This is a genomic window from Streptococcus sp. GMD4S (genome assembly GCF_000296955.1).
The window spans coordinates 1-513 of sequence record NZ_AJRE01000575.1; the positions used below are offsets into that span (position 1 = coordinate 1).

Sequence of the window (513 nt, forward strand, 5' to 3'; positions counted from 1 at the left end):
TACTTGCAATTAAACTCAAATAGTTATATAATAGGTTTGTTGAAAGGTGATTTGTAGTGATTCAAGTTACTCTTTTCACAATAAAATTTTCATGATTTTCATAAGGAGGAAATCACTAATGGTAGTTAAAGTTGGTATTAACGGTTTCGGCCGTATCGGTCGTCTTGCTTTCCGCCGTATCCAAAACGTAGAAGGTGTTGAAGTTACTCGCATCAACGACCTTACAGATCCAGTTATGCTTGCACACTTGTTGAAATACGACACAACTCAAGGTCGTTTCGACGGTACTGTAGAAGTTAAAGAAGGTGGATTCGAAGTTAACGGTAAATTCGTTAAAGTTTCTGCTGAACGTGATCCAGAACAAATCGACTGGGCTACTGACGGTGTAGAAATCGTTCTTGAAGCAACTGGTTTCTTTGCTAAGAAAGATGCAGCTGAAAAACACCTTAAAGGTGGAGCTAAGAAAGTTGTTATCACTGCTCCTGGTGGAAACGACGTTAAAACAGTTGTATT

1 protein-coding gene is annotated in these 513 nt (G+C 38.6%); it reads left to right on the forward strand.

Annotated elements, in window-relative coordinates; translation table 11 throughout:
- Positions 1–118: 118 nt before the first annotated feature.
- On the forward strand, positions 119–513 hold a 395-nt coding region (locus tag GMD4S_RS12620), incomplete at its 3' end, for a glyceraldehyde 3-phosphate dehydrogenase NAD-binding domain-containing protein (protein WP_000260680.1).